The 24,104-nt window shown below is 39.1% G+C and carries 24 protein-coding genes; 12 read left to right on the top strand and 12 right to left on the bottom strand.

Annotated features, from left to right (window positions below):
- Nucleotides 1–129 precede the first annotated feature (129 nt).
- Complete coding sequence (hpxO, locus tag B554_RS0114010) at nt 130–1,287, top strand: FAD-dependent urate hydroxylase HpxO (protein WP_019458544.1); 1,158 nt, start codon at nt 130–132, stop codon at nt 1,285–1,287.
- A 53-nt stretch (nt 1,288–1,340) separates the two neighbouring features.
- Here the strand turns inward: hpxO and B554_RS0114005 are convergent, their stop codons facing one another.
- The 5 genes from B554_RS0114005 to puuE form a co-directional block, all read right to left on the bottom strand.
- Nucleotides 1,341–2,066: an outer membrane protein OmpK gene (locus B554_RS0114005; protein WP_019458543.1), complete on the bottom strand. Its 726-nt coding sequence runs from the start codon at nt 2,064–2,066 to the stop codon at nt 1,341–1,343.
- 121 nt (nt 2,067–2,187) lie between these two features.
- Nucleotides 2,188–3,555 carry a nucleobase:cation symporter-2 family protein gene (locus tag B554_RS0114000; RefSeq protein ID WP_019458542.1) on the bottom strand — a complete coding sequence of 456 codons (1,368 nt, stop codon included), beginning with the start codon at nt 3,553–3,555 and terminating at the stop codon, nt 2,188–2,190.
- A gap of 23 nt (nt 3,556–3,578) precedes the next feature.
- On the bottom strand, nt 3,579–3,902 hold the full coding sequence (gene uraH / locus B554_RS0113995) for a hydroxyisourate hydrolase (RefSeq protein ID WP_004704888.1): 324 nt from the start codon (nt 3,900–3,902) through the stop codon (nt 3,579–3,581).
- Nucleotides 3,899–4,402, bottom strand: a complete 504-nt coding sequence (gene uraD, locus B554_RS0113990) for a 2-oxo-4-hydroxy-4-carboxy-5-ureidoimidazoline decarboxylase (RefSeq protein ID WP_025465226.1) — start codon at nt 4,400–4,402, stop codon at nt 3,899–3,901. Before uraD ends, uraH begins: the two co-directional genes overlap by 4 nt.
- A gap of 99 nt (nt 4,403–4,501) precedes the next feature.
- Nucleotides 4,502–5,467 (bottom strand): allantoinase PuuE, encoded by a 966-nt coding sequence (puuE, locus tag B554_RS0113985; protein WP_019458540.1) that lies wholly within the window; start codon nt 5,465–5,467, stop codon nt 4,502–4,504.
- A 252-nt stretch (nt 5,468–5,719) separates the two neighbouring features.
- On the opposite strand from puuE, the gene B554_RS0113980 reads away from it, so the two are divergent.
- From B554_RS0113980 to dsbD, 4 genes are all read left to right on the top strand, one after another.
- Nucleotides 5,720–6,070, top strand: a complete 351-nt coding sequence (locus B554_RS0113980) for an HPF/RaiA family ribosome-associated protein (protein ID WP_004704894.1) — start codon at nt 5,720–5,722, stop codon at nt 6,068–6,070.
- Between the two features lie 158 nt (nt 6,071–6,228).
- Nucleotides 6,229–6,774 carry an ankyrin repeat domain-containing protein gene (locus B554_RS0113975; protein ID WP_004704896.1) on the top strand — a complete coding sequence of 182 codons (546 nt, stop codon included), beginning with the start codon at nt 6,229–6,231 and terminating at the stop codon, nt 6,772–6,774.
- Between the two features lie 12 nt (nt 6,775–6,786).
- Nucleotides 6,787–7,554 (top strand): transporter, encoded by a 768-nt coding sequence (locus B554_RS0113970; RefSeq protein ID WP_004704898.1) that lies wholly within the window; start codon nt 6,787–6,789, stop codon nt 7,552–7,554.
- 18 nt (nt 7,555–7,572) lie between these two features.
- A complete protein-coding gene (dsbD, locus tag B554_RS0113965) occupies nt 7,573–9,384 on the top strand; it encodes a protein-disulfide reductase DsbD (protein ID WP_019458538.1) in 1,812 nt (603 codons plus the stop codon).
- Here the strand turns inward: dsbD and B554_RS0113960 are convergent, their stop codons facing one another.
- Nucleotides 9,385–10,578: a sensor domain-containing diguanylate cyclase gene (locus B554_RS0113960; RefSeq protein WP_019458537.1), complete on the bottom strand. Its 1,194-nt coding sequence runs from the start codon at nt 10,576–10,578 to the stop codon at nt 9,385–9,387. It lies immediately after the preceding gene.
- A gap of 176 nt (nt 10,579–10,754) precedes the next feature.
- Nucleotides 10,755–11,666: an alpha/beta hydrolase gene (locus B554_RS0113955; RefSeq protein WP_019458536.1), complete on the bottom strand. Its 912-nt coding sequence runs from the start codon at nt 11,664–11,666 to the stop codon at nt 10,755–10,757.
- Between the two features lie 149 nt (nt 11,667–11,815).
- On the opposite strand from B554_RS0113955, the gene B554_RS0113950 reads away from it, so the two are divergent.
- Nucleotides 11,816–12,253, top strand: coding sequence for a DUF2147 domain-containing protein (locus B554_RS0113950; protein WP_004704906.1), 438 nt, complete (start codon nt 11,816–11,818; stop codon nt 12,251–12,253).
- A 39-nt stretch (nt 12,254–12,292) separates the two neighbouring features.
- Here the strand turns inward: B554_RS0113950 and B554_RS0113945 are convergent, their stop codons facing one another.
- Nucleotides 12,293–12,643: an arsenate reductase gene (locus B554_RS0113945; RefSeq protein ID WP_019458535.1), complete on the bottom strand. Its 351-nt coding sequence runs from the start codon at nt 12,641–12,643 to the stop codon at nt 12,293–12,295.
- 456 nt (nt 12,644–13,099) lie between these two features.
- A complete protein-coding gene (locus tag B554_RS0113940; protein WP_004704909.1) occupies nt 13,100–13,924 on the bottom strand; it encodes an exodeoxyribonuclease III in 825 nt (274 codons plus the stop codon).
- 38 nt (nt 13,925–13,962) lie between these two features.
- Here B554_RS0113940 and pyrE point away from each other — a divergent pair, with 38 nt between their 5' ends.
- Nucleotides 13,963–14,613 carry an orotate phosphoribosyltransferase gene (gene pyrE / locus B554_RS0113935; RefSeq protein WP_005130591.1) on the top strand — a complete coding sequence of 217 codons (651 nt, stop codon included), beginning with the start codon at nt 13,963–13,965 and terminating at the stop codon, nt 14,611–14,613.
- 183 nt (nt 14,614–14,796) lie between these two features.
- Here pyrE and B554_RS0113930 read toward each other — a convergent pair whose 3' ends face one another.
- The 3 genes from B554_RS0113930 to B554_RS0113920 all read right to left on the bottom strand — a co-directional run bounded on the left by B554_RS0113930 (nt 14,797) and on the right by B554_RS0113920 (nt 18,365).
- Complete coding sequence (locus B554_RS0113930; RefSeq protein ID WP_019458534.1) at nt 14,797–15,324, bottom strand: hypothetical protein; 528 nt, start codon at nt 15,322–15,324, stop codon at nt 14,797–14,799.
- A 409-nt stretch (nt 15,325–15,733) separates the two neighbouring features.
- The gene (locus tag B554_RS0113925) at nt 15,734–17,926 is read right to left on the bottom strand and encodes a TonB-dependent receptor (protein WP_019458533.1); all 2,193 of its coding nucleotides are present in this window, start codon (nt 17,924–17,926) and stop codon (nt 15,734–15,736) included.
- A 226-nt stretch (nt 17,927–18,152) separates the two neighbouring features.
- Nucleotides 18,153–18,365 carry a DUF1737 domain-containing protein gene (locus B554_RS0113920; RefSeq protein ID WP_004704920.1) on the bottom strand — a complete coding sequence of 71 codons (213 nt, stop codon included), beginning with the start codon at nt 18,363–18,365 and terminating at the stop codon, nt 18,153–18,155.
- A gap of 161 nt (nt 18,366–18,526) precedes the next feature.
- On the opposite strand from B554_RS0113920, the gene gshB reads away from it, so the two are divergent.
- The 5 genes from gshB to B554_RS0113895 all read left to right on the top strand — a co-directional run bounded on the left by gshB (nt 18,527) and on the right by B554_RS0113895 (nt 24,088).
- Nucleotides 18,527–19,471, top strand: coding sequence for a glutathione synthase (gene gshB, locus B554_RS0113915; protein WP_019458532.1), 945 nt, complete (start codon nt 18,527–18,529; stop codon nt 19,469–19,471).
- Nucleotides 19,472–19,708: 237 nt separating this feature from the next.
- Nucleotides 19,709–20,806 (top strand): undecaprenyldiphospho-muramoylpentapeptide beta-N-acetylglucosaminyltransferase, encoded by a 1,098-nt coding sequence (gene murG / locus B554_RS0113910; protein WP_019458531.1) that lies wholly within the window; start codon nt 19,709–19,711, stop codon nt 20,804–20,806.
- 11 nt (nt 20,807–20,817) lie between these two features.
- On the top strand, nt 20,818–22,266 hold the full coding sequence (gene murC / locus B554_RS0113905) for a UDP-N-acetylmuramate--L-alanine ligase (protein WP_004704924.1): 1,449 nt from the start codon (nt 20,818–20,820) through the stop codon (nt 22,264–22,266).
- 38 nt (nt 22,267–22,304) lie between these two features.
- Nucleotides 22,305–23,231, top strand: a complete 927-nt coding sequence (locus B554_RS0113900) for a D-alanine--D-alanine ligase (RefSeq protein WP_019458530.1) — start codon at nt 22,305–22,307, stop codon at nt 23,229–23,231.
- A 2-nt stretch (nt 23,232–23,233) separates the two neighbouring features.
- Nucleotides 23,234–24,088: a cell division protein FtsQ/DivIB gene (locus B554_RS0113895; RefSeq protein ID WP_019458529.1), complete on the top strand. Its 855-nt coding sequence runs from the start codon at nt 23,234–23,236 to the stop codon at nt 24,086–24,088.
- Nucleotides 24,089–24,104 lie beyond the last annotated feature (16 nt).

Genomic DNA, 24,104 nt, shown 5'->3' with positions numbered 1-24,104 from the left:
GAGACGAGTTTTATACTTAAATATATAAGCATGGGGCATGCCAGTTTTGTGGAAAAGCTAAATAAATTTTGAACGATGGCATGTTTTTAGCATAAGCACCCTATAGGTGAATATCTATAGGAGAGTGTTATGAATGTGGTGATTATTGGTGCGGGAATGGGAGGTCTAACCACAGGCATTGCATTAAAAAAATTTGGTCACCAAGTTCGTATTTTTGAGCAAACTGAAAAGATTCTTCCAGTCGGCGCTGCTATTTCGTTGTGGTCAAATGGTGTGAAATGTCTGAACTATCTCGGATTAACTGACAAAATCGCCAAACTTGGCGGACAAATGGACGACTTGGCCTATGTCGATGGTTTAACTGGAGATGTGATGACACAATTCAGTTTACTGCCATTAATAGAAGAAGTAGGACAACGGCCATATCCGGTTGCACGTGCCGATTTACAAAATATGCTGATGGATGAGTTTGGCCGAGACCAGATTTATCTAGGCAAAAAAATGGTTAGCCTTGAAGACAAAGCTGATTATGTCGAAGTACATTTTGCAGATGGCAGTTCAACACAAGCTGACTTACTGATTGGGGCGGATGGTACTCATTCAATGACTCGTGCCTATGTGTTGGGTCAGCAAGTACAGCGCCGTTATGCTGGTTATGTAAACTGGAATGGTTTAGTTGAGATTTCTGAAGATTTAGCGCCAGCTCAGCAATGGACGACTTATGTCGGAGAAGGTAAGCGTGCCTCACTTATGCCAGTTGCAGATGGTAAGTTTTACTTCTTTTTAGATGTGCCTTTGCCAGCAGGCTTAGACAATAATCGAGATGAATATAAAAAACTTTTAAAACAATATTTTGCTGATTGGTGTCAGCCTGTACAGCAACTCATTGAGCGCTTAGACCCGCAAAAGACCAATCGGGTAGAAATCCATGATATTGAACCGTTTGCCCAATTTTATAAAGGCCGCGTGGTGATCTTAGGCGATGCTGCACACAGCACTACACCTGATATTGGACAAGGTGGCTGCCAAGCCATGGAAGATGCGATTTATTTAGCGCGTTCTTTGCAAATAAATACTTTGGGTTTAGAGGACGCTTTACGTCGTTATCAAAACAAGCGTAATGAACGGGCCAATGAGTTGGTTCTTCGTGCCCGTAAACGTTGTGATGTGACCCATATGAAAGATGAAACTGTGACCCAAGCTTGGTATGCAGAATTACGCCGTGAACAAGGCGGACATATTATGCAGGGGATTATTAGTAATATTGTGGGTAATCCACTCGACTAAAACAAAAACAGCAAGGATTTTTCCTTGCTGTTTTAAGCTTCTAAATAAAAATTTTAGAAGTGGTATTTAACCAAAGCACTCACGTTATTTTCATCTCGGCCTTGTAGACCAAATTTATTATTCCATACAGAGTGTTCAATACCGAGGTATAGACGTGTGTCAGGAGAAATGTGTTTACCTACATTCCATTTCCACTGAGTTGTCCAGTTTAACTCGCTAGCATGGTCACCTTCAGCAGTTGACCAATCTAGGAAGCCATCAACCAAGAATTCTTCAGATGCAATGTTAAATGGAATACCATAAACGAAAGTCATTTGATAATCGTCGTCAGTTTTCTCATTATTTGCACGGTAGAAGTTTAAATTCGCATATTTAAAATATGGAATATCTAAATCAACAGCAAAACCATATAAGAAGTTATCAAAGTTATTGCCGTTTTCGCTGTTACTTTCCCAAGTGGTACTAATGAGTACATCTTTAATTGGGCCATAAGCTAGTTTTCTGCCAGACACTTCGCCCAAGCTTAAACGTGGTGATAACTCAAAATATGTACTTTTATGATCGTCTTCACCGCGCATACGGTCCATGAAGAAAAACACATCAGCATATTTAACTTTTGCAGCATATTCCAAAGTAATCGTAGTTTCTTTGTCGTCTACAACTTCATAGTTTTCACCATAAAGTCCAGTCACGCTAAAATCTTGCCAAATTGGTTTTGCCTGAACCATGGCAGTTGCAGATAACAAGGCACAAGTCGCCGCAAGTTGCTTTAATTGCATTTAAATGATCTCCCCCCAAATAAAGCACGCTAAGGATACAGGGTCTTAAGCAAAAATGAAGCCAAATTTGATCAACGGTTAAAAAAAGGCCCACCGAAGTGGGGCGCTAAAAACCAATCTATTAATGTGTATTTCTAGTATTTATGGTTTGGCTCAAATGAGGGGTAGATGAGCTACGAAATGAAGGCAAATGATTAAATAATAAATTCAATAAGATAGCAAAGATGCAAGTCGAACTAATACCCGAATGGAACAAAGTTTGTACCCAAACTGGAAAATGTGCATAAAACTCATGGTTAATAATTGGGATCATTCCTGCCGATAAAGCAGTCGCGACAATGATCAAATTTTTCTGATCGTTATAATTTATTTTTGCTAAAGTGCGAATTCCGCTCGCTGCAACTGACCCAAATAAGACCAAACCTGCACCACCAAGTACAGGCATAGGAATTGCTGCAATTAGACGCCCCATAACAGGCAATAGCCCCAAAATAATGAGAATAACACCGCCTGCAGCCACAACAAAACGGCTTTTGATGCCTGTAATCGCAACTAACCCAACATTTTGGGCAAAAGCGCTTTGCATGAACGAACCAAAGATAGGTGCCATAGCACTTGAGAACATATCTGCACGAACACCATTGGCGATACGTTTAGAATCGACATCGGTTCCTACAATGTCTCCTACAGCAATAATATCGGCTGTGGTTTCCGTCATAATCACCAAGGTGACGATGAGCATTGATAAAATGGCACTCAGTTCAAAGGTAGGCAAACCAAATGCAAAGAAATGTGGAAATTGCAGCCATGCACCTGAGCTGACCTGACTAAAGTCACCGAAACCCATAAAGTAAGCCAGTATCGTACCAGCCACGATTGCTAATAATATAGATAAGCGACGAATGCCAGCTTGTGGCAGCATATTTAAAATAATCACAATGCCTAAGGTGAGTAAGGCCAAAGAAATATTTTCTACGCTTCCCCAGTTGGGTGCTTTATCGTTGCCACCCATCATCCAGCGAATCGCAACGGGTAACAGAGATAGCCCAATAATCGTGATGACGCATCCAGTCACAACAGGGGGGAAAAAACGAATGATTTTTGAAAAGTAAGGTGCAAGGCAAAGTCCAACTAGAGAGGCTACAATGACCGCCCCATAAACCGCAGGCAGGCCACCGCCCGTGGTAATAATAGCGACCATGGTTGCCACGCCAGCAAAAGACACCCCCTGAACTAAAGGTAGTTTTGCGCCTAGATATTTGGTTCCTATGGTTTGTATGAGTGTTGCCAATCCACCTACAAATAGGGCTGCTGCAATGAGCATTCCGACTTGTGCCGAGCTTAAACCTGCAGCAGTTCCAATAATAAGCGGCGGAGCCACAATGCCACCATACATGGTCAGCACATGCTGTAAACCGTAAGCAAAACTTTTCGAGATTCCTAAATATTCATGCTCTGGAGAAATCGCATTCTTTTCTCGATCATTCATATTTTTCTCCTATTTTAATTCAGTTAGCTACCACGATAAGTAGAGTAAGCAAACGGGCTAATGAGTAGTGGAATGTGATAGTGCTGCTTGATGTCTTCTATAAAAAATTGAATGCAAACACGCGGGAAAAAAGTTTTGACTTGCTTCGCCGAAAAATAAGGTGCAATTTCAAATTCAAGTTGATATGGCCCTTCAGTTAAATCTTTGATACCAAAATCACTTACTCGACCATCTTTATTGGTGGTTGCGGTTGCAATCAGTTCATGGGTTGCTGCATGAAATAACTTCACTTCGACTTCTGCAGCGGGTTTACCTAAATTTGTATCTAAAATATGAGTGCTGATCATGTTTGTATTTCCTGAGATAGACGTAATAGAGCAATTGCTGCGAGTTGCTCATGTACAATGACTTTTTCTATAGCTAAGTTGTTTTGAAGACGTTGATTAAGTTTTTTTAAAATCTCATCGCTACTAAGGCCGGCGGCTTTAATTAAAAAAATGAAGCCAAACTTCTGTTCATAATCGAGATTGCCTTGTAGTAGAGCTTGTTGTGTTTGCTCATCTAAGGAAATGCCAGCTTGCTCTTGAGCTGAAAAATTTTGTTCTTTTGCATTAAGCTGTTTTTTTGCTTGCCGTTCACCAATTTTTGGATGAGTTGCTAAAGCATTTTCAATCTCTTCCCATGACCATGTGTGGCTCAATTGTTCCGCATATCCTAAAAGAACAGAGGTTGATGAGTAGGGGCGTTCTGAGATAATTTTTTCGGCCCAAGCTGGAATATGGACGCAGTTATTTAACAGAGTCTTGAGTTGATCGGGTGGGGCTTGGTTAAACTCGGCAAAAAACACTGTCATTCCTAAACTCAATATAGTGATATAGAGTTTTAGCAATAACAGTGCCAAAAGTGGTTAATATTTCGCTAATGAATTAGCAAAATGAATAATCAACTATCGAGTTATGTGATTTTTATACCAATACTCAGCTATATCCTGACGGCGACAGACCCAGACACGATCGTGCATTTCAATATAGTCGAGAAACCTTTGTAACGCTTTAAAACGACCTGGATGCCCCAAAATACGGCAATGCATTCCAATCGACATCATTTTTGGTGCAGTTTCACCTTCTGCATACAACACATCAAAACTATCTTTTAAATATTGAAAAAACTGTTCAGAGCTATTAAATCCACCCGGTGAGCAGAACTTCATATCGTTACATTCGAGGGTATAAGGAATAATTAAATGCGGACGGGATGAACCTGCCTCATTGGTAAGGGTCGTCCAAAAGGGTAGATCATCGCCATAATAATCTGAGTCGTATTGTATTTGCGGAAACTCTGCGAGTAACTGACGGGTATTAGGACTATCGCGTCCGGTGTACCAGCCTATAGTTTTATTTTTAAACAAGTTTTCTAAAACAGATAAAGCTTGTTTCATATGCTGTTTTTCGACTTCAATGTCAGTGTATTGATAGTGAAGCCATCGGTAGCCATGAGAAACCACATCATAATCAGCTTCTTTAATCGCTTCGACAATATAAGGGTTGCGCGCCAACGCCATAGCAACGCCAAAAATGGTCATTGGGAGCTTGCGCCGTTGGAACTCACTATGAATGCGCCAAAAACCAGCACGTGAACCATATTCGTACATAGAGTCCATCGACATATGCTTGGCTGGATAGCTTGCAGCACCAATAATCTCTGATAAAAACTGTTCCGAACCCTCATCGCCATGCTCGATATGCTTTTCGCCACCTTCTTCATAATTCAGGACAAATTGCACTGCAACCTTAGCATTGTTGGGCCATTTCACCTCTGGAGGCTGTCCGTGATAACCGATTAAATCACGTGAATAAGGAGACTTCTGAATCTGCTCAATGAGTTCTGCTCCATATAGATAAGATTCGGTCACAATTGCTCTCCTTTTGTTCAATTTTTCATAAAAATTTAAAAAATCAGCTTGCATATTTTTATAGATGGACTGATATTGAAGATATGAAGATCTTCAAAATAAATTAAAAGCAGTACGTTTAAGTCAGGAGATAACAAACCATTACACCATCAAAATGTACAATTGAAGTCAGTTCATGCATGCTTAAAACATGCCAACATAAAAAAGTTTTGCATAGAAAAGATCCACAGTAAGAAAGAGAGGATGGTATTTATGAATATTGAAATCCGCACAGATAAAAACATCCATAATAGTGAACGTTTAATTACTTATGTACGTGCAGAACTTACTCAAGAATTCCAACGTCATAGCGAACGTATTACGCATTTTTCGGTTCATTTTAGTGATGAAAATGGGGACAAAGGTGGTGACAAAGATATCCACTGTATGATTGAAGCCCGTCCTGCTGGTTTAAAACCAGTTGCAGTGCACCATAAAGCAGGAAATATTGATGCTTCAATTCATGGCGCGATTGAAAAACTAAAACGCAGCCTTGAACATACGTTTGAGAAAAAGGAACACCCGAGAGGTGGTCAACCTGAATTCATTGATGATGAAGCTTAAAAATAGCTAAAAAGCCCTTCGGGGCTTTTTTTATGGAATATTAAAAACAAGAATAAAAACTCTTCACAACTTTTGGTTTGCAATGCAATAGCATTGACCTCTAAAATCTTTATCAGAGATTAGGCATAATAGTCCTAATATATTTTTGAGAGATGGTCATGTTAACCACCCAGCAGCAGGCTTTAATTCAAGCCATAGAAGAATTAGAACTTACGCAAGTACAAAAATTACTTGCTGAGGGGCTTGATCCGAATTTCATTGATCCGGAACAAGGGCCACCCGTGTCAATTATCTGTGATGGAATTTTTAAATGGTGGGAAGACGTTTCAGAAGCTTATGAAGCGGGTACTCCTTTATCAAAACAAGAAAAGCAAGATGCATTACAAGTTTATCTGGATATCCTTGATGCCTTAATCCAAGCTAAAGCAAATGTTCATCTTTGGGATGCAGAAGAATTTTATGGCCCACTATGGGATGCTGCAAGTTCGGCATGCGCACCAGCGGTTCAACGTTTACTTGATGAAAAAGTTGACCCAAATACACGTGATGAAGAAGGACTTACCATTTTATCTTCAATCAGCCAGTTGTTCTTTGATTGTGATTTTGATGAAATAGATTGGTCAGAAGCGCTTCAAGAAGAGCGTGAAACATTAGAATTGTTGCGCCATCATGGGGCAAAAATGTCAAAAGAACTAACTACTTGATTGGATAATAGAATGAGAACATTTCAAATTTTAACTTTTGCTCTGACCACTGTTGCCGCAGGAAGTACTTTTGCTGCTGAGTTCTCGTTTGACCGTCCTGGTTCAGGCTTTGGAACAGGCATCACTCCAGTAGGGCAGTTAGCTTGGGAACAAGGCTTACCAAGTGCAACTTATACAGAATCAAATGTTGATGGTGTGAGAGAAAAGACCGTAACCGTCAATGAAGATATGTTATTCCGTACAGGTTTGGCTAAGGACCTAGAATTACAATTAGGTTGGCAAGGTCCGGCTTGGACTCAAACTAAACGCGCAGGTAAAAAGACAGATACCTCTGGTTTAGGTGATGTAAGCATCGGCTTAAAAAAAGCGATTGATTTAAATGATGAAAATTTAACAATGGCTGTATTGGCTCAAGCGCTTATTGCAACAGGTAATGATGAATTTACTGCACATGACGATATTTATAGTTTAAGTTCGGCAGTGGCTTATCAATATAATGATTTGATCAATACAGCAATTACCATGCGTTACGAAGTGCAAAACAGCAACTGGGCTGTGACTGCTATTCCAACCATCAACTATAAAATTGCCGGCAAACTTTCTGGTTATTCTGAGTTTGTATATCGTAAAGCTGAAAGCGAAGACTATCAATATAGCCTAGGCACAGGTTTAGTTTATGCAGTTAATAAGCGTACTCAGCTTGATGCAAGTGTTGGAGTAGATCTAGATGGTCAATATAAAGGCTACCGCGGTGGCTTGGGTATGGCATTCTTATTCTGATAAAACTAACTTGAATAGATGTTAATGAAAAAGCTTTTTTCTCAGGGAATTATTTATTTTCTAGCTGCGGCTACGTTGGTATTTAGTCAGTTTGTTTTTGCAGAAGATAAGCTACTTTCACCAGAACAGGCTTTTTCATTTTCGGTTGAGTCGCCACAATCGCATACTGCGAAATTATCGTGGCAGATTCAGCCGAACTATTATTTGTATCAGCATAAATTTACCGTACAACAGGGTACTCAACCTTTAACTTTGAATTTGCCTAAGGCAGTTTCTCAATATGATGAGAACTATGGGCAAAGTCAGGTTTATTATCATCAAATCAATTTCCAGATTAAAACCAAGCCTTCAGAGCACTACACTGTAACTTGGCAGGGCTGTGCCAAAGACCGTATTTGTTATCCACCCCAAACCATCGAGTTTCAAACCGATGCAGACGGATTGGTTGGTGTGCAAAACCAAGCAGGAGCAGCACCGAAACGCTTATTAGATTTGGCAAATACACAAGCATCGTCTCAAGAAACTCTAACTAATCAAACAAGTTCAGAAACTAAAGCAGATGCGACTACTCCACAAATTGCAGAAGACCAGATTTGGTCGGCGAAATTAATTGAACACTCACTTTGGTATGGTGTTTTATTATTTTTAGGCTTAGGCATGTTGCTCGCATTTACACCATGCTCTTTACCCATGTTGCCGATTTTAACGTCATTAATTATTCGAGAGCATAAAGGTTTAAAGGCTTGGACTATTGCACTTACTTTTGTATGTAGTATGGCATTGGTTTATGCAGGTCTAGGTTTAATTGCTTCTTCAGCAGGCCTAAATTTCCAACGTTGGTTGCAACAGCCCGCCACGCTTATCGCGTTTAGTTTGTTATTTGTGGTTTTTGCCCTAAATCTGTTTGGGTTGTTTGAGATTCGTTTACCGCAAACATGGTTAAATCGACTTGATCGCATTCAGTCCATGCAACAAGGTGGTACTTTAGTTGGTGCAGGAGTCATGGGCGTAGTTTCTGCGCTATTAGTTGGTCCATGTATGACCGCACCTTTGGCTGGAACTTTATTATTTATTTCTCAAACCCAAAACCAATGGCAAGGTGCTTTGCTTTTATTTTGTTTAGGTTTTGGAATGGGGATTCCTTTACTCATCGCTAGTGTTTTAGGTGCAAGATTTTTACCTAAAGCTGGCGACTGGATGCATCAGATTAAAGTAATTTTTGCTTTTCTGATGTTGGGTCTAAGTCTTTATTTTATTCGCCCTTTATTGCCAGATTGGGGCATGCAAGTGCTTAGTTTATTGCTAGGCCTCGCTTTTATTGCCTACGCACTTTATCAGTTCTTTTGGAAAAAAGGGCAGTTACAATGGCTCTATGCGCTTCTAATTTTATTGGTTACTCCGTTTGTTGCCTATAACCAGTATCAACATATTCAAAATCGCAGTTTGCAAAGTTCCGACCATATGGCTGAATGGCACATTGCGACAACAGCAGCAGACTTTCAGAAAATTTTAGCAGCAGCGCCTGCTGATCGGGCTATTGTCGTTGATGTCTATGCAGACTGGTGTGTGGCTTGTCAGCCTATTGAGCATCGTATTTTAAAAGCACCAGAAGTTCAGTCAGCTCTTGCGCCTTACTATCTCATTAAGCTTGATTTGAGTCATTATGACCATTCACATGAGGCTCTACTCAAGCAGTGGAGTATTTTAGGGCCACCAACTTATCTGTTTTTAAATGAGCATCAACAAGAAATACGTTCTTTACGTTTAACTGGTGCATTTAGTCAGCAAGAGCTGTTACAACAGCTTGCAAGCTTATCGAAAGCTAAATAGTTAAATTGATTCTATATGTGGTATTTGTTGAAAAGTGCGCACTTGATTGCGCCCTGAAGCCTTTACCGCATAAAGTGCTTCATCTGCTTGTCGAATGACGAGGTAGGGATCGTTTGCAAAAGCGGAACTACTAATTCCAAAACTTGCACTTACATGAATCTGAATATTTTGATTGTTGAAAATAGAAAGCTCTTGTAAGGCAAGTCGGCAACGCTCTGCAATTTTTTCTGCTTGAGTAATATCGGTATGAGGGAGTAATAAAATAAATTCTTCTCCACCAAATCGACCAATAATGTCTTCATTACGCAAGTTCTCAGAAAGACATTGAGCAATTTCAATTAAGACCTGATCACCCTGATGATGCCCATAGACATCATTAATTTTTTTAAAATGGTCTATGTCGAGAAGGACTAAAGCATAATCGAATTGTTGCTCGTGAAGGGTTTCAAGATGCGTATTTAAACTGCGTCTATTTAATACATTAGTTAATGGGTCAATTTGGCTTAAGCGCTGAATATAAGTTTCTCGTTGTCGCCACTGGGTCAGTAATATTTCAAATAAAATAAAGCAGGCCACTAAAATCGGCATAATAAAAAATAGCATGCTTCCTAACCAAAATGGATTGGTTTGGGCATGTCGAATTATGGTGAAGTTAAATAAAGGAGCGTAGGGAATAACGCCATTCATACTTAAATAGGTACATACTGCTAAAATAATAGTTGCTGGTATAAAGGCGCTATAAACAATTTTTCTTTCAAATAAAACCAGACCTACACCAATGGTGCCTACATATCCAACCATTGTGGCAGGGCTGATACTGCCAATTAAATATCCATCATGACACAGCATAAGCATGAAGACTTGTACACTAACAAAAGGAACAATTTTTTGAGCCCTTTCTTGGTCTTTGTAGCGATAACAAGGAATAATCAGCAAAGCTAATAAAAATAAGGTCAGTAAATTCAGCCAGAGTTGTGACTCTACGAGCGGTAAATTTGCCCATTGCCAAACGCTAGGCGTTATTAAAATATAAGCTTTCCATAAAATCCAACTGAAATTCATTGCACATGCAAGTGTAAGCATCAGTGCGCTTTTTTCTAATGGGGTCCAATTAATAATATGGTTGTTATGGATGAATTCGAGAACCACCTGTTTTATTTTATTTATAGAATAAGTGATGAAACGAATTTTCATAATAATAGATGAACTCCTAAATAGAGATGTTTCCTCTTCAGATCATCCTAAAATGGGAGAGTTGGAATGATTCATAACCTAAACATATCATGATTCAATTATTAAACCTTAAGATTAGGGTTTTTATAAAAAATGAAGTGAAAAGTATTTAAAACTTGTCACTTCATTTATTTCAATTAAGTTTTGTCGAGTTCATGTGCAAACTCGGCAATATCTGCCATCGCTTGTTTTGCTTCTTCAAACCAAGCATTAAACATCTGGAAGTTATGCCACATGCCTGTGTAAAGTTTAAAATGTACTTTGACACCTGCTTCTTCAGCTTTTTCTCTAAAGCGCTTCGCGTCGTCTAATAAAATTTCTTTAGAACCCACCTGTACTAAAGTCGGTGGCAAACCTGTTAAGTTATCGAAAATAGGTGAAACACGCGGGTCATCTGCTCCAATATGATTGCCAATATAATGTTGAATACCGATTTGCAGGGCTTCAAAAGAAAGTAGGGCATCATGTTTTTGGTTAAATCTTAAAGATTCACTGGTTAGGGTTAAATCTAAAAAGGGAGACAATAAAATTAAACCACTTGGCATCAGTTCAGGTTGTTCTTTTAAGCGTAAGCAAAGTGCTAAAGCTAAATTGGCCCCACATGAGTCACCCGATAAAATAATATCTTTGGGCTGAATACCTTGAACTAATAACGCTTGATATACATCATATAATGCCTCAATCGCTTCAGGGTATGGGTGCTCAGGAGCAAGAGGATAGTCCACGTGAATAATTTGCATTTGAGTACGGGCCGCTAAATCCGTCATGAATGCATGATGGGTTTTCACACTGCCCAGAAAAAAAGCGCCGCCGTGAATATGAAAAATAAGCTGCGTCGCTGAATCCTGAGCTTTAATCTCTTCACCCTTTACACCAGCAAGTCGAATCGGACGAACAGTTACGTTTTTTTGTTTTGGAAATGCTCGGCAAAGTTGTTCAAGCATCGGACGAAGGGCAGTTGGAGGTAAATTCAACTGACTTGGTTTACGAATCGCTGTTTTTAGAAATGTTTCAGTTAAATAGTATTTTAAAACGTTTGGTATATTCATATAGTATCCGCTTATGTTAATAACTTGTTTCCCTATAAATTTTATTTTTCAAGGTTACAAGGTTACACGAAACAGTCACATTCAAAAATTGCAATATCGTTGCGAGTTTTGAATACTGAAGTCTTGAAAGACCCAAGGATATTACAAAAATGAAAAAGATTGCTTTAGCTTTAGGACTTGTTGGTATGGCTGCATTTGCAAATGCGGCTGATCCACTCAATGGAACGGTATGGAAAACGATTGATGACCAAACCAATAAGCCCAAAGCCGTAGTAAAGTTTACGGAACAGAAGGATGGAACCTTAACTGCAACCATTCAAAACATTTTGACACCAGGTGAAGAAAACTCCTGTACAAAATGTGAAGGGCCGTATAAAAACAAACCGCTTAAAGGTGTGACCATTGTACATAATCTAAAAAATGTAGGTGGCACCAGTTATGAAAACGGTACAATTTTAGACCCTAAATCTGGCAAAACTTATAAATTAAAAGGTGAGTTGGCCGAGGGTGGTAAAAAGCTTAAATTGCGCGGTTATATTGGCGTGTCAGCATTAGGCCGTAACCAAACATGGATTCGTGCGAACTAAATCTGTAAATAAAAAAAACGAGCCAAATGGCTCGTTTTTTTATGCACTTAGATTTTGATAGGCAGTTTCATCAAAACCTACCAGAAAACCTTTAGACGTCTGTAGAACTGGTCGTTTAATTAAGCTTGGTTGAGCAATTAAAGCTTCAATAAGATGATCTTCACTGCTTAATGCACGCGTCTGTTCTTCTTCAGATAGTTTTCTCCACGTGGTGCCTTTTTTATTGAGAACAGTATCTTGTCCTATTTCTTTTAACCAGATTTTGATGGTGTCGGCATCGATTCCTTGTTTTTTATAATCGTGAAATTCGTAGCTCAAACCTTTTGCTTGTAAGGCATCAAATGCTTTTTTCATTGAATTACAGTTTTTAATACCATAAATTTTTAACATTTTATCGGACCATGTCAAAAAGAAAGAACACACAGCCTAACCCAAAATGCTTTTAAGGACTACTTTATACAGATAGTTTTAAAACAAATGAAAAATAATGATTAAAACAATAAACAATGTCATGTTACTGTCATAAGACGAGGTAATAATGAGCCCAACAAGAAGAATCTAGAAAACTAAAAGAACTTAGCGCAAAAAATAAGAGATAGAAAAGAGAAAACCCGCATTTAATCATCCTGATCATGCGGGTCTCATTTCAACGTCCATTGTCACATCCTTGCAAATAAACTTATCATAAGTTTATTTTATCTTCCTACGGCGTCCTATCCTTTTGCGTCATCCTGACTGCTTCCCTGTGCCGTGGGGCTATAATGCCGTTAAACGTGTGTAAGAAAAATACTCAAAAACGACATGTGCTGTAAGCAAAAACGACAATGTAAGTGAACATGTGTTCACTTATTCTTGAATTTTATAGTCAACAATAACTGGAGCATGGTCACTAAACCATTGATCTTTATAAACCCATGCGTTTGTTGTACGTGTTTTCCAGTCTGGTGAACAAGCTTGATAGTCAATACGCCAACCTACATTTTTCGCACGCGCTTGACCGCGATTTGACCACCATGAATACAACTCGGCTTCTGTTCTTACCACACGGAAAGTGTCTACATAGCCAAGTTCATCATAAATATGGTCAAGCCATGCACGCTCATGCGGTAAACAGCCAGACGACTTCTGATTACCCGACCAGTTTTTAATATCAATTCGTTTATGAACGATATTGTAATCGCCACAAATAATGATGGACTTATTTTCATCACGCCATTGTTTTAAGATTTTTGCGTATTCACCCAAAAATAAATCTTTACGTGCTTGCGCTTCTTCACCACTTGAGCCTGAAGGTAAGTATAATGATGCAATATGTACGGGATGTGACAAACCTAAATCGAATTCGGCAGAAATGAAGCGGCCTTGACTATCGGCCAATTCAAACCCTAAACCATCTTTAATAGAAACGAAGGGTAAGCGGCTATAAATTGCAGTACCTGCATAGCCTGCACGCTCTGCTGGAAACAGATGGGTATGCCATCCTTCGGGTCTAAATTTTTCAGTCCATTGTTCATGGGTAATGCGGCTTTCCTGCATGCATACGACATCGGCATCGGATTGTTCTAACCATTCAAGTAAGCCTTTCGTTACTGAAGAACGTAAGCCATTTACGTTAATGGAAACGACTCGAAGAATTTTTACATCACTTGGATACTGATCCTTTGGTATCATGCGAAAATTTAACCTCAATTGTGAATTTGGAGCACCTCATGACAACGCCTGTGTCATTTAACCCGCAAGCATTTATCGAACTCGCATTATCACGCGGTGTGCTTAAATTTGGTGAGTTTACTTTAAAATCTGGACGTGTGAGTCCTTATTTTTTTAATGCAGGCCTACTCAACGATGGTGAAGCTTTATCTCTTTTAGCACAAGGCTATGCCGATAAATTAACACAATGTGAAAATGTTGATGTGATTTTTGGGCCAGCATACAAAGGTATTCCATTTGTAGCTGCGACTGCTGTTGCTTTATCGCAAACACATAACAAGAGTGTGCCATGGGGCTTTAACCGTAAAGAAGCGAAAGATCATGGTGAAGGTGGTGTTTTAGTTGGTGCTGCGGTTGAAGGTAAAAAAGTCTGGATTATTGATGACGTAATTACCGCAGGTACAGCGATTCGCGAAGTGGTAACGATTTTGAAAAATGCTGGTGCAACTATTGCGGGCGTTTTGGTGGCATTAGATCGTCAAGAGCGCGGTCAAGGTGAGCTTTCTGCAATTCAAGAAGTTCAAAAAGAATTAGAAATACCTGTGCACGCACTGATTACCATGAAAGATTTAATGGATTATTTAGAGGCGAAAGGCGAAAAAGAAGCGCTAGCAAACATGCAAGCTTACCGTGAGAAATATGGTATTTAAGAGCTAGGTGTGGAAAAGGAAGCCGTGGCTTCCTTTTTTTATAATTTAATCAAATTATTGATGCGTTGAATTCTTAAATCGCTTTGATTAAAATATTAATGCTAAAAGGAAAAGTTTCAGCATTTTGCATAAGACATATCATGTTAATTTTAGGTAATTTTAAAAATAGAGCTATTATCAAAATTATTTACTATTTAACAATGAAATTTTGATATTACGTGGAAAATCAGGAAATAACACATACAACATATGAGGGTTCTTCTGGAAACCTGAACCATCAAGATATTTCCATTCTTTAGATGCAAGCGGACGTACTGCTAACATAAAAGATTTGCTTCCAAGTTGTTGTTTACCATTAACTATTAATGTTACCTGTTTGGGAACAAAGCAAAGTTCATTATTACCAACAATATAATTATTTTGAGGCGGACTAGTTTCAACTTTGGAAACGACTATATTCTTTTCTCTAAAAGAATTGGCTGCAAGTTCCAGTAAATTTTTATAAGCATCCTTTCCTCCAATGTAATTAATTAAAGAGGAATCAGTTTTACTTTCAATATATCGTAAATTTCCAGAATTAAATGCTGTACTTACTTCAATAATATTTTTTGAAATAACTGTTTCATAGTCTTTCTTACATTGAAGGTTTGCTGCAAATGTTGAGTGCGAAAGTGCAAAAAAACTAATACATATTAATTGTTTTAATTTCATTTTAGTCAAAGTTTCCATATAACTTATTTACAATTTTGGATTGTACTATGAAGTGAATAAATTTATTCTGCAACTTTTAAGAGAGTATCTAAAACAAAAAAATTCTAAATAAAATGAAGAAAATATCTCTATTTAACATAATGACTGTTTATTCTGAATACTATAATTTTGGTTATTTAAAATTAACTAGTTAAATATTTTTAGTTACCTAAGAAAAGCAAAAAGCCGACCTTCCCATCATACTTCTTACACTCCAAGAGGGTACCCAAATTTTCATTGATTCTTATTCGGTTATCACTAAAGGCGAAAAAGAAGCGCTAGCAAATATGCAAGCTTACCGTGAGAAATACGGTATCTAAAAAGAAAAAGTCATACCTCTAAAATAGAGGTATGCCTTTTTAATATTTAATTAAAACTGATAATTTAAACGCAATAACACATTGCGTGGTGTACCTGGCATGCTGTCTGAGCGCCAGTATTCTTTATTGGTTAGGTTATTTATCGCAAGTGTGACATTCCATGGGGCTGCACTATAGCCAATCGCTGCATCGACACGGTTAAAGCCTTCCATTTTTACTTGATTATTAATATTTGGATAATAAGACCCGACATAGGTCACGCCCACTTCAGTATACCACTGTTCAGTTGGTAAATAACGAACAAATAAATTACCTGTGTTCTTAGATGTGTTTGCTAAATAGTTACCTTCACGCTCAGGATTTTGTTTGTCTTCTTTTACTTTTGCATCGGTATAACCATAACCACCGCGAACAAACACATTATCAAGTACACGGCCAATAAAGCTAAATTCGAGACCACGCGATTGATGCTGACCCGCAGTTGCCCATACATCTGGTTCACTGTCTGGGTTTGGTTTATAGCGAATATTATTTTTACGAATATCAAAGACAGAAAATTGAGTATTTAAACGGTTATCTAACCATTCACTTTTTACTCCAACTTCATATTGCTCGTTATATTGAGGCTCTTTATCCATTTTTGTGACATCGGTGCTGCCAGTAACTTGGTTAACACCCATTTGCCCGCCAAATGGTGCAAAACTCTTAGAGTAAGACGTATAAAAGCTATGTTCTGGAACGGGTTGCCATACCAAACCCACATTTGGGCTAAAGCTACTGTCTTTTACATTACGATGATCATTGTTAAGTTTGTTGGTAGTCGAAAAGTCAAAGTAATCATAACGTAGACCCATCATAAGTTTAAGTTGGTCATTTAGACCAATTAAATCCTGAACAAATACTCCATAAGTGGTGCCTTCATTGTAGTTATGTTGGCTAATCAAAAGAGGGCCATTACCTCTGCTATATTCACGCTCACCAGTGAGCGGATTAACATAACCATAAATGGCTGAACCGTTTTGAGTCTTATTGGCTAGACGTGGTTCTCGTTGCTCATAGGTCCAGTCTGTACCGACCATAATTTGGTGCTCAAGCGAGCCTGTTTTAAACTTGCCCTTAATATCAAATGTATTGGTCGTGGTCTTATTGCTGGTTTGTTGCCAGTAGTAAATTTGATTGATATAGCCTTTTTTAGTGGTGCATGCTTTATCTTTTAAATCTTTACCATCTAACCCACAATAAGTTCCAAAGTAAAAGTGGTCAAAGTTCTGCTCTGCTTGGCGGTAGCTAGCTGCCCAGTGGAAGTTCCAGTCAGGTGCATATTGATAATTCACATCGGTGCGGACTACTTGCAAAATATCATCAACATAATCGCCATCTTGGGCAAATCCTGTTTTGATAGATGTACCTGTAGGTAGATTGTCACGCGTTGGTCCGCGGTCAGGCACTCGACCTAATTTGTCATAGGTATATTGTGTGGTCCAAGTGAGTGTCCCATCATCATTTTTATAGGTAAAGCTTGGAGAGAGCATCTCTATTTTATTTTTAATACCTGAGCGGAAGCTACCTGACTCGCCATATTCTCCAGTCAAACGTACTGCTAAATTGTCATTAAGTACTTGGTTGATGTCAGCCGTTGTTCCATAGTTGTCGTAAGAACCTGCATATGCACCAACTGAACTTTTAGAGTCAAAATTGGCGAACTTACTCACCATATTCACAACCCCGCCGCCAGCACTACGGCCATATAAAACAGAGGCGGGGCCTTTTAAAATCTCAATACGTTCGATATTGGCTGTACTGCGACGTACTTGTCCGCTTTCACGTATGCCATCACGGTAAATATCACCTGTGTCTGCACCAAAACCACGAATCGTGATGCCATCACCACGCATATCGTAACTGGTTGATACGCCAGGGGTGCCTTGTAGCATAACGCTTAAATCATTTGATCCATAAATTTTATATTTCTGAATATCAATGGTATCAATGGTTTGAGGAATATCTTTTTTGTCTAAACCATTACGTGTGACATTGGCTTTGTCGTAGTCGATATAACTTTTGATGGGGTCGAGTTCACTCATCGCTTCAATTTTTATAGTCGGCATGACTGCTGCAACTTTTGATGATGAGTCAGCTAATTCCTCTGCGTAGACACCTTGAATATTCAAGATCATTAAGCTGAGTAAGCTAAGCGGAAACGAATTTTTAATTTGGGGAGAAGATATAGAAATTTTTAACATAAAAACAAAGTCTGTTAACAAAAATAAAAGTATAAATGATAATTATAATCATTTAATTATTTAGAATAAAAGAACTATTGCCTATGAAATTATCGAGGTGTGCTTTTAGTTATTGATTTTAAAAATATAATTTTTATGTTAAAGGGCGAGTATAAGGTAAGTATTAGTTTTATTTATAAATGAGATTTTGAAGAGGGTGCATCATTATTGAAAAACACCCTTAGAGTTAAGCATTGTTTTTAAGTACATCTAAAATATCCATTTCTGGATCATAGTTTTCATCAATCGTTTTGCAAATGGCTTGGCCCACAATCACTTGAGTACCATTAAAGGTCATGGTTGGTGCTCCATATAATTCCCAGCCATGATTGAGCGCTTTAGTCACTCTTGCGCAAAAAGCAGAGTCATCGGGGCCAGTTAAATAGCGATAAAGTTTCATCTTTAGCCTTTAAAAAATAATATTTTATGACCTTAGTTTAACTGAATTTACCTTAACTCAAGATAAAGAAATAACCGATAAGGTTTTACTGAAATTAAGAAAAACCAGTGAAAAATCTCAGTTATACTCATGCTAATTTAAATTTTAAGAAGAGCTTGAGCATGCGTGTACTTGTCGTCATGGATCCGATTGAAACCGTAAATCTGAAAAAGGATTCAACCATGGCAATGTTGTGGGCGGCGAGCCGTCGCGGACATGAATTAGGTTATGCATTACAGCAAGATTTATATATCGATCAAGGTAAAGCTTACGGTCTAATCTCTCCTTTAGAAGTATTTGAAGATTACAGCCATTACTATGAGCTTGGCGAAAAGAGAAAAGAATCTATTGCGTCTTACGATGTTGTACTCATGCGTAAAGACCCGCCGTTTGATATGAATTTTGTCTACACAACTTATGTGCTTGAGCAAGCTGAGCGTGAAGGCTCATGGATTATTAATAAGCCTCAATCACTGCGGGATTGCAATGAAAAACTTTTTGCTACGCAGTTTCCAGAGCTACAAGTGCCTACACTTGTAACGTCTCAACAAAGTTTAATTCGTGAATTTATTAAAGAACATGGTGATGTGATTGTTAAGCCACTTGATGGTATGGGTGGGATGGGAATTTTCCGTTTATACCAAGACGGTGTAAATATTGGTTCTACCTTAGAAATGCTGACAGAATTAGGTACTCGTCCAATTATGGCACAGCGTTATATTCCTGAAATTGTAGAAGGGGATAAACGCATTCTAATGGTGAATGGTGAGCCTATTCCTTACTGTCTAGCCCGTATTCCGCAAAATGGTGAAGTGCGCGGTAACTTGGCGGCAGGTGGTTTAGGTCAAGCACGACCACTTACTGAAAATGATAAGCAGATTGCAGCGAAAATTGGGCCTTTCTTACGTGAAAAAGGATTGGTATTTGTTGGACTTGATGTAATTGGTAATTATGTCACTGAAATTAATGTCACCAGTCCAACCTGTATTCGTGAAATCGATGCTCAATTTGGTACATCGATTGCCGATGATCTATTTGACGTATTAGAAGCTGGTCGTCCTGCTTAATCATCTACTTTGGGTGATTTCCTAAGCGAATATTGGGAAATCACCTAAAAATATATCAATTAATAAAACCACAATATGAAATACGCTGGCGCTTTGTAGGCATATTTTCAAAAAAGCACATCTTTCTGTTATAAACGAGTGAAATTCGCTTTTCGTTAATGAAGCTTTAGGATTAAAATAAACGGCTACAAAAATAGATGACAATTTCCATTGTTTTTTGAGTTGAAGAATTAGACCGTGACAGATTCACAGCAAAGCAAACCTAAACATGTCATGATGATGGCTGCCGGTACTGGTGGACATGTTTTTCCAGCCCTCGCCGTAGCCAAACAACTTCAACAACAAGGTTGTCAGGTTTCATGGCTAGCCACGCCAACAGGTATGGAAAATCGATTATTAAAAGATCAAAATATTCCAATATATCAAATTGATATTCAAGGTGTGCGCGGAAACGGAGTCATCCGTAAACTCGCCTCGCCTTTTAAAATTTTAAAAGCAACTTTTAGCGCTATGCGTTATATGAAACAGCTCAAAGTTGATGCAGTCGCTGGCTTTGGTGGTTATGTTGCAGGACCGGGTGGTCTGGCGGCTCGCTTATTAGGTATTCCTGTTCTCATTCACGAGCAAAATGCAGTTGCCGGTTTTACCAATGCGCAGTTATCACGTGTAGCTAAAGTAGTATGCGAAGCATTTCCTAAAACTTTTCCTGCCAGCGAAAAAGTGGTCACTACCGGAAATCCAGTACGCCGCGAAATTACAGATATTTTAAGCCCAAAATGGCGCTACGATGAGCGTGAACAAGCGGGTAAGCCGTTAAATATTTTAATTGTAGGTGGTTCTTTAGGTGCCAAAGCACTCAATGAACGTTTACCCCCAGCTTTAAAGCAACTGCAGGTTCCACTGAATATTTTTCATCAGTGTGGTCAGCAACAAGTTGAAGCAACACAAGCATTGTACGCAGATGCACCTGCAAATTTAACTGTACAGGTTTTGCCATTTATTGAAGACATGGCGAAGGCATATAGCGAAGCAGACCTGATTATTTGTCGTGCTGGCGCTTTAACTGTGACAGAAGTTGCAACCGCTGGTGTTGCAGCAGTTTTTGTACCGTTACCTATCGCGGTAGATGACCACCAAACTGCAAATGCCAAATTTCTGGCCGATGTCGGTGCTGCAAAAATTTGCCAGCAATCGACCATGACACCAGAAGTTTTAAATCAATTGTTTACTACGTTGATGAACCGCCAATTACTTACAGAAATGGCAGTGAAAGCGCGTCAACATGCCCAACCAAATGCAACTCAGCATGTGGTTGATCTTATTCAAAAAATGTAATCGGATTTACTATGTCTCCAACAACAGCTGCAAACCAAGCAAAAAAATTGATTAAAGTGCCTGAAATGCGCCGTATCAAACACATTCATTTTGTGGGTATTGGCGGAGCAGGTATGTGTGGTATTGCTGAGGTGTTAGCTAACCAAGGATATAAAATTTCCGGTTCAGATATTAAAGCTTCTAAAACTACGCAACAATTAGAAGAAAATGGCATTAAGGTCTATATCGGACACGAAGCAGAAAATATTAAAAACGCTAATGTGCTTGTAGTTTCAACTGCTATTGATCCGGAAAATCCGGAAATTAAAGCGGCAATTGAACAACGTACTCCGATTGTACGTCGTGCAGAAATGCTCGGTGAACTTATGCGTTACCGTCATGGTATTGCCGTAGCAGGTACACATGGTAAAACCACAACAACGAGTTTGTTAACCACAATGTTGGCTGAAGAAAACCTTGATCCAACTTATGTGATTGGTGGTTTGCTTAATAGTACTGGTGTAAATGCAGCGCTTGGTGAAAGTCGTTTTATTGTTGCAGAAGCTGACGAATCAGATGCCTCATTCCTTTATTTGCAGCCAATGGCAGCGATTGTAACCAATATCGATGCTGACCATATGGACACCTATGAAGGTAGCTTTGATAAGTTAAAAGATACTTTTGTGCAGTTCCTACATAATTTACCGTTCTATGGTTTAGCGGTAGTTTGCGGTGATGATGCGAACATTCGTGAAATTTTACCACGCGTAGGTCGTCCAGTTATTACGTATGGTTTTAATGAAGATAATGACATCCGTGCGATTGATGTAGAGCAAGATGGCATGCGTTCGCACTTTACGGTATTGCGTAAAGGACGTGAGCCGCTTCGTTTAACGATCAATCAACCGGGCATGCATAATGTTTTAAATGCTTTGGCTGCAATTGGTGTTGCAACTGATGAGGGTGTTTCAGACGAAGCCATTAGTCGTGCATTAAAAGGCTTTAGTGGTGTTGGGCGTCGCTTCCAAGTACAAGGTGAATTTGAGCTTGGTGAGGGTAATGTGAAATTAGTCGATGACTATGGACATCATCCTAAAGAAGTAGAAGCAACTATTAAAGCAGCTCGTCAGAGCCATCCAGATCGTCGTTTAGTGATGCTTTTCCAACCTCATCGTTACTCTCGTACACGTGATTGTTTTGACGACTTTATTGAAGTTTTATCTCAAGTCGATCAATTATTATTACTCGAAGTTTACCCTGCTGGTGAAAAACCAATTGTTGGTGCAGACAGCCGTACTTTAGCGCGTAGTATCCGCTTGCGTGGTCAGGTTGAACCGATTTTGATTGATCCCGTTGACGGTAATTTACAAAACATCATGCAAAATGTGTTACAACCAAATGACTTGTTATTAACGCAAGGTGCAGGTAACGTGGGAGCAATTTCAGTAGAACTTGCACAGCACCATTTGTATGTGAAATAAACAAAAAAGTATTGAATTATCGGGTTAAGGATTTAAACGTGTCAAATGCTACAAAATTCGGCAAAGTTGCTGTGTTGTTTGGTGGAAAATCGGCTGAGCGTGCTGTTTCTTTAGATAGTGGTCAGGCAGTTTTGGACGCTTTGTTAAGTTCAGGTGTTCAGGCTGAGGCATTTGATCCGCAAGACCGTAGTGTAACTGAACTTGTAAACTATGATCGCGCATTTATTGTATTGCATGGTCGTGGCGGTGAAGATGGTCAGATCCAAGGTGTCCTTGAGTGGTTGAATATTCCATATACAGGAACTGGTGTACAAGGTTCTGCTATTGGTATGGATAAAGTTAAAACCAAGCAAATCTGGCAAGGTAGTGATTTACCTACAGCACCATATCGAATTATTACCAAAGAAACTGACCTCGATTCAGTCATTGCGGAATTGGGTCTACCAGTCATTATTAAGCCTGTGCATGAAGGTTCAAGCGTAGGCATGAGTAAGGTTGAGAAAGCAGAAGATTTTGCGGCAGCAATTGAAAAAGCAACTCAGCACGATGCAGTGGTAATGGCAGAAAAATGGATTACTGGTCGTGAATTTACGATTTCATTTTTAAATGGTCAGCCTTTACCTGTTATTCGTTTGCAACCACCTGCAGATGTTGCTTTTTATGACTATGAAGCAAAATATCAACGTAATGATGTCGAGTATGGTATCCCTTGTGGTTTAAGTGATGCAGACGAGAAAAAATTACAAGCTTTAAGTTTGCGTGCTTTCCAAGCAGTAGGCGCAGAAGGTTGGGGTCGTATTGATGCAATGCAGGATGAGCAAGGTACTTTCTGGCTTTTAGAAGTGAATACTGTGCCAGGTATGACAAGTCATTCGCTTGTACCTAAGGCTGCTAAAGCAATTGGTTATAGCTTTGAAGCGTTGTGTGTTGCAATTCTTGAGCAAACATTGGAAGGTACAGCTTAAATATGGCACAACTTCCGGCTTCCATGCGCCGTAAACGTGCGGCAATTACATCCATTCATGAAAAACCGCCTACGCGTAAGCAAAAGCTTGCCAACGCTGGCGGATGGATGTTGCTGGTTATTGCTTTTTTAGTGCTGGCAGTCGGAATTTACGGGCTATATAAGGTTATTACCGATGCAACTGTTGCAAAACTTGAAGTTGTGGGTTCAACGACTCCAGTTGAATCTCAGCAAGTAATGCAATATGTGCAGCCGATTGTAAAAGATAATTATTTTACGTCTGACTTAGAACAGATTCGTGATAAAGCATTAGAAATTTCATGGGTAGACCGAGTCGTTGTATCTCGTGCTTGGCCCAATGGTATTCGTGTTCGTATCATGCCTAAACATGCGATTGCCCGTTGGGGAACAGGCCGCTTATTAAGCGATGGTGGCGACGTATTTAGTGAGGCAGAACCGAAACTTCATCCTGAGCTGCCGTTGTTACATGGCCCGGTAAGCCAGTCTAAAATGATGATGCGACGCTATAATGAAATTAATCAGTTATTCCATCCTGTTAATTTGCGTTTAAAAGAGTTATATCTAACAGAACGAATGACTTGGTTTATGCAGTTTGATTCTGGTTTACGCATTATTGTTGACCAAGACCAAACAATGAATAAATTGCAACGTTTAAGTCACTTGGCACAATCTGACCTAAAACCTGTGTGGACGAAAATCTCAGCCATTGATTTGCGATATCGTAATGGATTATCTATTCAATGGAAGAATGCAACTCCACCTAAAATTGTGAATGGTCAGTTTGTTGTAACGAGTGATGACACAAGCATTGCAGGTGGTACAAAAGCAAAGCCATAATACGTGGCTTTAAAAT

Origin of the sequence: Acinetobacter sp. GG2 (assembly GCF_000292385.1) — a bacterium.
Classification (GTDB): Bacteria; Pseudomonadota; Gammaproteobacteria; order Pseudomonadales; family Moraxellaceae; genus Acinetobacter; species Acinetobacter seifertii.
This window is presented reverse-complemented; position numbering and strand designations above follow the sequence as displayed.

Excerpts from the sequence above, each read along its gene's own strand:
- hpxO (WP_019458544.1), top strand. The coding sequence starts at position 130 with ATGAATGTGGTGATTATTGGTGCGGGAATGGGAGGTCTAACCACAGGC.
- B554_RS0114005 (WP_019458543.1), bottom strand. The coding sequence starts at position 2,066 with ATGCAATTAAAGCAACTTGCGGCGACTTGTGCCTTGTTATCTGCAACT.
- B554_RS0114000 (WP_019458542.1), bottom strand. The coding sequence starts at position 3,555 with ATGAATGATCGAGAAAAGAATGCGATTTCTCCAGAGCATGAATATTTA.
- uraH (WP_004704888.1), bottom strand. The coding sequence starts at position 3,902 with ATGATCAGCACTCATATTTTAGATACAAATTTAGGTAAACCCGCTGCA.
- B554_RS0113980 (WP_004704894.1), top strand. The coding sequence starts at position 5,720 with ATGAATATTGAAATCCGCACAGATAAAAACATCCATAATAGTGAACGT.
- B554_RS0113975 (WP_004704896.1), top strand. The coding sequence starts at position 6,229 with ATGTTAACCACCCAGCAGCAGGCTTTAATTCAAGCCATAGAAGAATTA.
- B554_RS0113970 (WP_004704898.1), top strand. The coding sequence starts at position 6,787 with ATGAGAACATTTCAAATTTTAACTTTTGCTCTGACCACTGTTGCCGCA.
- dsbD (WP_019458538.1), top strand. The coding sequence starts at position 7,573 with ATGTTAATGAAAAAGCTTTTTTCTCAGGGAATTATTTATTTTCTAGCT.
- B554_RS0113960 (WP_019458537.1), bottom strand. The coding sequence starts at position 10,578 with ATGAAAATTCGTTTCATCACTTATTCTATAAATAAAATAAAACAGGTG.
- B554_RS0113955 (WP_019458536.1), bottom strand. The coding sequence starts at position 11,666 with ATGAATATACCAAACGTTTTAAAATACTATTTAACTGAAACATTTCTA.
- B554_RS0113950 (WP_004704906.1), top strand. The coding sequence starts at position 11,816 with ATGAAAAAGATTGCTTTAGCTTTAGGACTTGTTGGTATGGCTGCATTT.
- B554_RS0113945 (WP_019458535.1), bottom strand. The coding sequence starts at position 12,643 with ATGTTAAAAATTTATGGTATTAAAAACTGTAATTCAATGAAAAAAGCA.
- B554_RS0113940 (WP_004704909.1), bottom strand. The coding sequence starts at position 13,924 with ATGATACCAAAGGATCAGTATCCAAGTGATGTAAAAATTCTTCGAGTC.
- pyrE (WP_005130591.1), top strand. The coding sequence starts at position 13,963 with ATGACAACGCCTGTGTCATTTAACCCGCAAGCATTTATCGAACTCGCA.
- B554_RS0113930 (WP_019458534.1), bottom strand. The coding sequence starts at position 15,324 with ATGAAATTAAAACAATTAATATGTATTAGTTTTTTTGCACTTTCGCAC.
- B554_RS0113925 (WP_019458533.1), bottom strand. The coding sequence starts at position 17,926 with ATGTTAAAAATTTCTATATCTTCTCCCCAAATTAAAAATTCGTTTCCG.
- B554_RS0113920 (WP_004704920.1), bottom strand. The coding sequence starts at position 18,365 with ATGAAACTTTATCGCTATTTAACTGGCCCCGATGACTCTGCTTTTTGC.
- gshB (WP_019458532.1), top strand. The coding sequence starts at position 18,527 with ATGCGTGTACTTGTCGTCATGGATCCGATTGAAACCGTAAATCTGAAA.
- murC (WP_004704924.1), top strand. The coding sequence starts at position 20,818 with ATGTCTCCAACAACAGCTGCAAACCAAGCAAAAAAATTGATTAAAGTG.
- B554_RS0113895 (WP_019458529.1), top strand. The coding sequence starts at position 23,234 with ATGGCACAACTTCCGGCTTCCATGCGCCGTAAACGTGCGGCAATTACA.